Annotated in this window: 10 protein-coding genes; 5 read left to right on the top strand and 5 right to left on the bottom strand. The window is 69.6% G+C overall.

Annotation, left to right across the window (positions count from 1 at the left end; all coding sequences use genetic code 11):
* Window positions 1-24: 24 nt before the first annotated feature.
* From ACK41C_RS03410 to ACK41C_RS03400, 3 genes are read right to left on the bottom strand one after another with little or no spacing between them, the layout of a single operon-like run.
* Window positions 25-1,749, bottom strand: a complete 1,725-nt coding sequence (locus ACK41C_RS03410) for a sensor histidine kinase (protein ID WP_409650498.1) — start codon at window positions 1,747-1,749, stop codon at window positions 25-27.
* Between the two features lie 10 nt (window positions 1,750-1,759).
* Entirely contained in the window at window positions 1,760-2,365 is a 606-nt protein-coding gene (locus ACK41C_RS03405; RefSeq protein WP_409650496.1) for a sigma-70 family RNA polymerase sigma factor, read from the bottom strand.
* Window positions 2,365-2,553, bottom strand: coding sequence for a NepR family anti-sigma factor (locus ACK41C_RS03400; RefSeq protein WP_409650494.1), 189 nt, complete (start codon window positions 2,551-2,553; stop codon window positions 2,365-2,367). Before ACK41C_RS03400 ends, ACK41C_RS03405 begins: the two co-directional genes overlap by 1 nt.
* A gap of 221 nt (window positions 2,554-2,774) precedes the next feature.
* Here ACK41C_RS03400 and ACK41C_RS03395 point away from each other — a divergent pair, with 221 nt between their 5' ends.
* Together ACK41C_RS03395 and ACK41C_RS03390 are read left to right on the top strand one after the other, a co-directional pair.
* Complete coding sequence (locus ACK41C_RS03395; RefSeq protein ID WP_409650492.1) at window positions 2,775-3,569, top strand: response regulator; 795 nt, start codon at window positions 2,775-2,777, stop codon at window positions 3,567-3,569.
* Between the two features lie 83 nt (window positions 3,570-3,652).
* Entirely contained in the window at window positions 3,653-3,826 is a 174-nt protein-coding gene (locus tag ACK41C_RS03390) for a DUF1328 domain-containing protein (protein ID WP_409650490.1), read from the top strand.
* 51 nt (window positions 3,827-3,877) lie between these two features.
* On the opposite strand, the gene ACK41C_RS03385 is transcribed toward ACK41C_RS03390, so the two are convergent.
* Both ACK41C_RS03385 and ACK41C_RS03380 read right to left on the bottom strand, forming a co-directional pair.
* A complete protein-coding gene (locus tag ACK41C_RS03385) occupies window positions 3,878-4,150 on the bottom strand; it encodes a hypothetical protein (protein WP_409650488.1) in 273 nt (90 codons plus the stop codon).
* A gap of 32 nt (window positions 4,151-4,182) precedes the next feature.
* Entirely contained in the window at window positions 4,183-4,380 is a 198-nt protein-coding gene (locus tag ACK41C_RS03380; protein ID WP_409650486.1) for a hypothetical protein, read from the bottom strand.
* Window positions 4,381-4,492: 112 nt separating this feature from the next.
* Here ACK41C_RS03380 and ACK41C_RS03375 point away from each other — a divergent pair, with 112 nt between their 5' ends.
* The 3 genes from ACK41C_RS03375 (at window position 4,493) to ACK41C_RS03365 (ending at window position 9,074) form a co-directional block, all read left to right on the top strand.
* Complete coding sequence (locus ACK41C_RS03375; RefSeq protein WP_409650484.1) at window positions 4,493-4,840, top strand: hypothetical protein; 348 nt, start codon at window positions 4,493-4,495, stop codon at window positions 4,838-4,840.
* A 260-nt stretch (window positions 4,841-5,100) separates the two neighbouring features.
* Window positions 5,101-6,291: an acyl-CoA dehydrogenase gene (locus ACK41C_RS03370; protein WP_409650482.1), complete on the top strand. Its 1,191-nt coding sequence runs from the start codon at window positions 5,101-5,103 to the stop codon at window positions 6,289-6,291.
* Window positions 6,292-6,392: 101 nt separating this feature from the next.
* On the top strand, window positions 6,393-9,074 hold the full coding sequence (locus ACK41C_RS03365) for a PAS domain S-box protein (protein ID WP_409650480.1): 2,682 nt from the start codon (window positions 6,393-6,395) through the stop codon (window positions 9,072-9,074).
* Window positions 9,075-9,159: the final 85 nt, after the last annotated feature.

Here is a 9,159-nt window from a genome sequence, read left to right as displayed (position 1 = left end):
GGAAGAAGAACCGCGAGCAAACGGCTAGGCTGCGGCTTGGTTCCCCTGCGGCGGCGTGCGGCGGCGGGCGGCTTCGGCGTCGGGCATGGGGAAGATGAGCCGTGCGCTGATCCCGCCCCTGGGGTTGCGGATCAGTTCGGATCGTCCGCGCAGCTGGCGGGCGAAGGCGGTCATCAGGGTGCGGCCGACGCCCGAAGCGGTCAGGGCGTCGTCCGGCGGATCGCCGTCGTCGGCGATCTCAAGCTCCACCTCCCCCTCCAGCACCCGGAACGTCACCGTCAGCACCCCCCCGCGGTCGGCGAAGGCGTGTTTCTGGGCGTTGGTGATCGCCTCCACCGCGAACAGCGCCAGCGGCGCCAGGTGGTCGGGATCGATGGTCAGCGGATCGACATCGATCTCGGTGCGCACGTGCGATCCGCGAATGGCCTCGGAGGCGACGAGCTGGGCGGTCAGTTCCTCCAGGAAGGCGCGCAGGTCCACGCGCTTCAGGTCCGGCCCCTGGTAGAGCGCGCGATAGATCAGGGCGAGGGCCGTGATCCGCTGGCGGGTGTCGGACATGGCCGCCCGGGCCGCAGGGTCCGACAGCGCCCGCTGCTGCATGTTCAGCAGGGAGGAGATGACCTGCAGGTTGTTCTTCACCCGGTGATGGATCTCGCGCATCAGCGCATCCTTCTGGGCGAGGGATTCCCGCAGCGAGGCGTCACGCCCGACGATGGCGTCGGCCATGTCCTCCAGGGTTTCGGCCAGGTCGCGGATCTCCGGCGGGGCGCGGTCGGCCTGGACGGGGCGCACGCTCAAGCGGCCGCGTGCGTAGAGGGCGGCGATCCGCTGCAGATAGGCGATCCAGCGGGTCACCACCCGTTCGGTCACCACCGACACCGCCGCCAGCGCCAGCACGAAGGTCAGGAGCGGGAAGGCGATGCTGGTCAGCGGATTGATCGTCGCCCAGGAGAACAGGCCCCGCGACGGCGCCGAAAGGATCACGAACAGGTCGTCGCCGACCAGGGGCGCCGCGGAATAGACTCTCTGATCGCCGCCGCGCGAGCGGCCGTACCAGACCAGCGCCCCGTCCTTATCCACCCGCCGGCGCCAGTCGGGCGGCAGGTCGGGAAAGGCCTCGTGCCGGGTGGCGTTCACATAGCGGCCGTCGGCCTCGGCCAGGGCGACCTCGGAATTGGCGGGCAGGGACCGGTCGGCCGTGCGCGGGGCGAGGCTCTCCAGCGAGATCACCGCCACCAGCGCGCCATCGAACCCCACCGCCGGATCGAAGGACGGCACCGCCGCCAACAGCGAGGGGACGCGTGCATAGGTGGCGCCGAGATCGCGGGTGATCACCAGATTGTCGCCGGCCTGGAGCTGCCGGAACCAGGCCCGCTGGCGCCGCTGCGGGTCCGGCGGCACGTCGGCGGCCGCGCACGCCACCCGGCCGATCCGGTCGAAGCGGATCAGGTTGGAATAGCCGGGTATCCGGCGCGTCACCTCGGCCAGGCGCTGGGCGCACTGGAAGCCGACCGACCCCGGCGCCAGCGTCTCGAGCAGGATGTCGGCCGCCTCCATGCGCGCGCGCGCGGTGGCTGCGCTGCGCTGGGCGGCGGCGGCCAGGTCGTTGCGAAGGTCTTGGCTTTCGCGGCGGAAGGCGATCGCCGACTGCAGGACACCCAGGATCAGGACCGGCAGGAGGGCCGCGGCCAGGGCCGCGGTCAGGCGGACCCGGATCGTCGAAAGCGAACCCCAGGGCGAGCCGTCCACGCGCCGGCCCTCAGCGTACGGTGCTCAGACGCTCCGCGTCGGCGAGGATCGAACGCATGGCGTCCCCGGCTGCGGCGCCGTCGCGTGCATAGCCGCCGCCTTCCAGGATCGCATGGAGCGCCCGCCGGGCCCGGCTGACTCGGCTCTTCACGGTGCCAACGGCGCAGCCGCAGATGTCCGCGGCTTCCTCGTAGGCGAAGCCGCCCGCGCCCACCAGGATCAGGGCCTCCCGCTGCTCGGGCGGCAACTGGGCGAGGCCCAGCCGCAGCTCGTCCAAGGCCACCGGGGCTTCCGGATCGTCCACCGCCACCAGGGTCCGCTCGGCGGCCTCCTGGTCGAGTTGGCTCTGCCGCCAGGACCGGCGCTTTTCGGAATAGAACTGGTTGCGCAGGATCATGAAGGTCCAGGCCTTCATATTGGTGCCCATCTGGAAGCTGGCCCGGGCGTCCCAGGCCTTCATCATGGCGTCCTGCGCCAGGTCGTCCGCGCCGGCGGGGTCGCCGGCCAGCGTGCGGGCGAAGGCCCGCAGGTGCGGGATAAGCTGCACCAGCTCGCGCTTGAACGCCTCGTCGTCCGCGGCGGAGCGCGGTTGTACGTCTCGATTTTCCCGCGTCATCAGTCGTTCCCCGCAGACCGCCGGTCCGCCTTGCGGAGAATGTCCAGAAACTCGTCCGGCACGGGCTCATTGACGACTTCGTCGAACATCTGGCGCAGGCGCACGCCGATGGCCTGCTGCCGCAGGCGGGCTTCGTCCAGGGCGGCGGATGCTTGCCGTCGCTCCTCAGTGGGTCGCTGCTCTATCATGTCGTCGGCGCCCGGCTTTCGCGGGACCCGCCCCCTCGCTTGGTCTTCGTCGCCGGTCAACGCTTCACCTCGGCTTGGGTTCCATGAGGGAACCTAAGGCCAGGAAAACGGAAACTCCAGGGAACCGGTTCCCAAGACTGGCGTTTCGGTCGCATTATGGGGCCTGACGTCGGGGTGCATCCCCGCATGGCCGCGTGTTCGAACGACGGGAGGGGTATACTTTGAGTCTCTTGGCCCGACTGGCGCCGCACCTGCCTTACGTCCGCCGCTATGCGCGGGCGCTCACGGGGGATCAGACCACGGGCGACCACTATGTGCGGGTCGCGCTGGAGGCCCTGGCCGCAGGCGAGCGCACGCTCGAGGCGAACCTGACGCCGCGGGTGGCGCTCTATCATGTCTTCCACGCCATCTGGCTCTCCAGCGGCGCGCAACTGGAAGGGCCGCAGGACGAGGAAGGCGGCGACGACGCCAGCCGGCGGCTGATGCGCATCGCACCGCGTTCGCGCCAGGCGTTTCTCCTGACGGCGCTGGAAGGCTTCACGCCGTCCGAAGCCGCCCAGATCCTGGGCGCCGACTTCGCCGAGGTGGAGCGGCTGATCGCCGAGGCCCAGGCCGAGATCGACGCCGAACTGGCCACCGACGTTCTGATCATCGAGGACGAGCCGGTGATCGCCGCCGACATCGAGGCCCTGGTGACTGAGCTGGGCCACACCGTGGTGGATATCGCCGCCACCCGAACCGAGGCGGTGGACGCAGTCGCCCGGAAGACGCCGGGCCTGGTGCTGGCCGACATCCAGTTGGCGGACGGTTCCTCCGGCATCGATGCGGTGAAGGACATCCTGGCCCGCTTCGACGTGCCGGTGATCTTCATCACCGCCTTCCCCGAGCGCCTGCTGACCGGTGAGCGGCCGGAGCCCACCTTCCTGATCACCAAGCCGTTCCAACCGGAGACGGTGAAGGCGGCGATCGGCCAGGCCCTGTTCTTCCATCCGCGGAAGACCCGCAAGGCGGCCTAGGCTCGGAACGCCGTTTTCGACCCTGCGTTTTCTTTGACGCCGCGCCCGCTCAGGCGCGGCGTCTGCATGACGGAGGACGCGACATGCTCGGCTGGGCGCTGGTCTTTGCAATCCTGGCGATCGTCGCCGGCTACCTGGGTTTCATGGGGCTGGCGGGGTTCGCCGCCACGGTCGCCAAGGTTCTCTTCGTCATCTTCCTGGTGCTGCTGATCGCCAGCTTCGTGGTGCGCGCCATCCGCGGCCAGTCGGTGCTTTGACGAAAAAAGAAGCCGCCGTGAGGCGGCTTTCCTTCCTTCAGGACAAGGCGATCAGCGCGGAGGCCCTGAAGCCGGATCGACGGTGTTCTGCCGCGGCTGCGGCGGAGGCGCGCTGAAGGCCTCGGCGTCGGCCGGCTCCCGGCCGGTGTTCGGCGTGGTGCGGGCCAGTTCGTCGGCCTGCCAGGTCCAGGCGCCAAACAGCGCCAGGAGCGCGAGCGCCAGGGAGGCGAGCAGAACCCAAAGGACATGCCGCCCGAAGCGTCCTTGACGCGCACGCGTGGCGCGAAGGGCCGGACGGGATGAAGACGGACGCGAAAGGGCCATGGAGGTCCTCCTGACAAACATTCCAACAGAGTCTAGCCGGGCAGGTAGCTCAACGGCCCGGAGGTCGCCGGCTGGGGCGGTGCCTGCCGGTCGGCCACCTCCAACGCCACGCCCGAAGCGAAGCCGAGCGCCGCGACCAGGATCAGGATCCGGCGCAGGCCTGGCGGCCGTTGACGCCGCAGGGGCGATCCCGACAGCCCGCCGGCCAGGGAAGATCTCGTGGTGTGCATCTTCTCGCTCCCGCAGGGCGGGGCCCGCCCGCTTGCATGGACAACGCCCCCCGAGGCTTCGCTGTTCCACGCGGCGTGGGGAACCGGTCGGCCGCCGCCCGGTTCGTAGGGCATGAGAAGGTTCACGGCGATCCGCCTGACTGTAATGGCGGCGGTCTGCGCGGCCGCCGCAGGCCTCGCCGTCGCAGCCGCTCGCGCGCAGCCGGCCGAGGCGCTGGAAGGCCGACCCGTGCTGGCGGCCGACGGCCGCGTCCTGGGCCGGGTGGAGCGGGTGATCCGCGCGCCCGATGGACGCCCCCTGCAGGTCCTCGTCCGCCCCGCCGGCATTCCGGCCGCCGGGCCGCGCAGCCTTTCCGCCGACGCCCTGGAGGTCACGCCGCAGGGCGTGCGCGCGCCGCTGACCCGCGCCGAATTCCACGCCATGCCGCCGGTGGCGCCGACAGGGAAAACCGCGCGCTAACCATCCGGAAAAAATTTTTGAACCCAGCCCGGAACATTCGAATCCGGGGCGTGTTTATCGGGATGCGGAGGCGGCGACGCCCCCCCCGACTTGAGGCTGGCGACCATGCCAGCCTGCCGTCTCCGCACCCCTTTTCTCGATGATGCAGACTTGGCGAGGCGGTCCTTCAAAAGGCCGCCTCCTTTTTTGCCCGAACGGCGCCTACCCCCGCCCGGAAAATGGAGCCATAAGGCGGCGATCTTGTGCAAGGAACGCCCGCCATGGCCCTCGATTCCGGCGACAGCCCGAAAACCTTCGACTGGGAAGACCCGCTGGACCTCGTCTCCCGCCTCTCGGAGGACGAGCGTATGGTCTGGGAAAGCGCCCGGGCCTATGCGCGCGAAAAGCTGCTGCCCCGGGTGGTCTCGGCCTTCGCCGAAGAACGGTTCGACCGAGAGATCATGACCGAGATGGGCGCGCTGGGCTTCCTAGGCCCCACCCTGCCGGAGGAGTACGGCGGGGCCAGCGTCAATCACGTGGCCTACGGATTGATCGCCCGGGAGATCGAGGCGATCGATTCCGGCTACCGCTCGGCCATGAGCGTGCAGTCCTCGCTGGTGATGTACCCGATCTACGCCTTCGGCTCGGAGGAGCAGAAGCGGAAGTACCTGCCTGGCATGGCCCGTGGCGAGATCGTTGGTTGCTTCGGCCTGACCGAGGCCGATGGCGGCTCCGACCCGGCCTCCATGCGCACCGTCGCCCGCAAGGTCGCCGGCGGCTACGAGCTCTCGGGCTCGAAGATGTGGATCACCAATTCCCCGATCGCGGACGTGGCGCTGGTCTGGGCCAAGCTGGACGGGACCATCCGCGGCTTCCTCGTCGACCGCGGGGCGAAAGGCTTCGCGACGCCGAAGATCCAGAACAAGCTCTCCCTGCGCGCCTCGGTCACCGGCGAGATCGCCCTCGACGAGGTGTTCGTGCCGGAAGACATGATGCTGCCGGGCGTCTCGGGACTGCGGGGGCCGTTCTCGTGCCTGAACAAGGCGCGCTATGGCATCGCCTGGGGCGCCATGGGCGCGGCGGAGTTCTGCCTTCACGCCAGCCGCGATTACGTCGCCACCCGAAAGGTGTTCGGAAAGCCGCTGGCCGCCCGCCAGTTGGTGCAGAAGAAACTGGCCGACATGCAGACCGAGATCGCGTTGGGCTTCGAAGGCGCGCTGGCGCTGGGCCGCCTGATCGACCAGGGCGCCTGGGTTCCGGAAGCCATCAGCCTGATGAAGCGCAACAATTGCGGCAAGGCGCTCGCCATCGCCCGCGAGGCCCGCGACATCCATGGCGGCAACGGCATCTCCGGCGACTATCACGTGATGCGCCATGCGGCGAATCTGGAGACCGTGAACACCTATGAAGGGGCCCACGATGTCCACGCCCTGATCCTGGGCCGGGCCATCACGGGGGAAAACGCCTTCTGATTGTGGATAACCGGCGCCCTGCGCGCCAAAACGCCGCAGCTCGAACCTTGCGTTTACCGCACTCGGCCTAGTCTTCCCCCGAAATTTTGGGGGAGCCCGGCATGCCCGTCGATCCGGGGCGCGCGACGCCCGTGGAGCCGGACGCCATGGTCCGGTGGCTGTTCGACAACAGCCGAGAGATCATGTTCGTCCTGGGCGCCGACCGGCGCTTCAAGCTGGTGAACCCCGCCTTCGAGCGCGCCACCGGCTGGACCGAGGCCGAGGTGATCGGCCGCCCGGCGCGCGAGGTGCTCAATCCCGGCGACGATGAGGCCATCGCCGCCCACCTGGCGCGGCTCTCCGCTTTCGGGGTCAGCGATTCCGTCACCCGCGTGCTGATGAAGGACGGCGCCTGGCGCTGGTTCGAGGGGCGCTCCCAGCTCACCGAGGACGACCACATCATCGGCGTGATCCGCGACGCCACGGAAGAGCGCGAGCGTGAAGCCGAACTGGAGGAGGCGCGCCGCACCGGTCAGATGCTGTCCCAGGCCGCCGGCGTCGGAACCTGGTCCTACGACCCGGACACGGACCGCGTCGTATGGTCGCCCGATATCCTCTCGGTGCTCGGCTACGCCCCCGACGACATTCCCGACAGCGCCGCCTTCGAGGCCCTGCTTCATCCCTCAGAACGCGCCAAGGTGCTGGACGCCTTCGTCGCCGGGACCGTGAAGGGCGAGGCCCGCGTTCTCGAACACCGGATGCGGGCGAAGAACGGCCGCTGGACCCACTGGCGCGCCACGTTCCGGTCCGAGCCGCGCCCAGGCGGGGCCTTCGCGCTGAAGGGCCTTTCGCAGCACGTCAGCGAACTGGCCGAGGCCCGTGACGCCGCACGCCGGGGCGAACGCCACGTGCGGCAGCTCATCGAGGACGCCCCCTTTGCGGTAGCCATGTTCGACCGCCAGCTGCGCTGCCACGTGGCTTCGGCCAGCTGGCGGCGGGCCTTCGGGGTGGAGGAGCACGACTATGTAGGCCGCACCATCGAGGAAGCCTTCCCGATCGTTCCCAAACGCCTGGTCGCCGCTCAGCGGCAGGCGCTGGCCGGTGAGGTGGTGCACCGCGAGGAGGACAGCTTCACCCATGGCCGGCTCGGCAAGCGGTGGGTGCGGTGGGAGGTGCGCCCCTGGCGCGACGGCGGCGGGCGCGTGCGCGGCGTGCTGGCCTATGTGGACGACGTCTCGCCCCTGGCCAAGGCGCGCAAGGAGGCCCAGCAGAACGCCCGGCGGTTGAAACTGGCCCTCGAGGCCGCCCAGGCCGGGGTCTACGAGATAGACCACCAGTCGAAGACCTTCTGGGTCTCGCCGGAGTACAAGCGGCTCTTCGGTGGCGCGGCGGCGGGGTACGAGGAGGCCCAGCGCCTGCAGTTTCCCCGCTTCCACCCCGCCGACGTCCAGCACGTGCGCGAGTCGTTCCTCAAGATCCGCGACGATCGGGAAAACCCCGGCGACACGTTCGAGGCCCGGGTGATCACCGGAAACGGCGCCGTACGCTGGATGCGCGTCTTTCACCGCCTGAAGCGCGACCGCAACGGCCGGCCCCTCAAGGGCGTGGGCATGGTGCAGGACTTCGATGAGCGCAAGCGGCAGGAACTGGCCCTGATCGAGGCTCAGCGGGCCGCGCAGGCCGCTAGCGAGGCCAAGGCCGCCTTCCTCGCCAATATGAGTCACGAGATCCGTACGCCGATGAACGGCGTGATGGGCGTGCTGCACCTGCTGAAGGACGAGCCGCTCTCCGAGGAGGGGCGCCGGATGCTGGACGAGGCGCTCTCCTGCGGCCGGATGCTGGCCGAGCTCTTGGACGACGTGATCGACTTCTCCAAGATTGAGGCGGGCCGGCTCGAGCTCAACGCCGAGCCGGTGGACTTGGACGCGCTGGTCGAAGGCGTGGCGCGGCTGCTGCGGCCTCAGGCGGCGGCCAAGGGGCTGAACCTCGTCGTGGAGACATATGGCGAGCTCGGCTGGGCGATGACCGACCCGGTGCGCCTGCGCCAGGGCCTGTTCAACCTGGTCGGCAACGCTGTGAAGTTCACCCTGAAGGGCCAGGTGGCGATCCGCGCCATGATCAAGGCGTCGCCGGAGGGGCCGAGGCTGCGGCTGGAGGTGGCCGACACCGGCGTGGGCATCCCCGAGGCCGTGCAACCGCGGATCTTCCAGCGCTTCGACCAGGGCGACGCCTCCACCACCCGACGGTTCGGCGGCTCGGGCTTGGGGCTGGCCATCACCCGGCGATTGGCGGAGATGCTGGGCGGGGAGGTGGGCTTCGCCTCCACCGAAGGCGTCGGATCGGTATTCTGGCTGGAGATCGCCGCGCCCCCGGCGCAGGCCGTCGCCGCCGAGGCGGAGGTGGGCGAGGCCTGCCTCGAAGGCCTGCGGGTGCTGGTGGTGGAGGACAATCCGACCAATCGCCTGATCGCCACCAAGCTTCTGGAAAAGCTGGGCGCGGCGGTGGAGACGGCCGAGGACGGCGCCGCCGGCGTGGCCGCCGCCGCGCGCGGCCAGGTCGATCTCATCCTCATGGACGTGCAGATGCCGGGGATGGACGGCCTGGAAGCCACCCGCCGCATCCGCACCCTGGAATCGCCCGCAGCCGCGACCCCGATCATCGCGCTCACCGCCAATGTGCTGGCCCACCAGCACGCCGCCTATCTGCAGGCGGGCATGGACGGCGTGGTGGGCAAGCCCATCGCCCCGGCCGCCTTGATCGCCGAGATCGCGCGCTTGAGCCAGGTCGAGAGCGACGCGGCCTAGATCACGATGCGGTCGGACGGAATCGTCCGATCGTTGAATCGTGATCTCGATTCAAAAGTTTGAGCGCGTTCTAATCGCAAAACCG

Source organism: Phenylobacterium sp., assembly GCF_046290725.1.
Lineage (GTDB): Bacteria > Pseudomonadota > Alphaproteobacteria > Caulobacterales > Caulobacteraceae > Phenylobacterium.
This window is presented reverse-complemented; position numbering and strand designations above follow the sequence as displayed.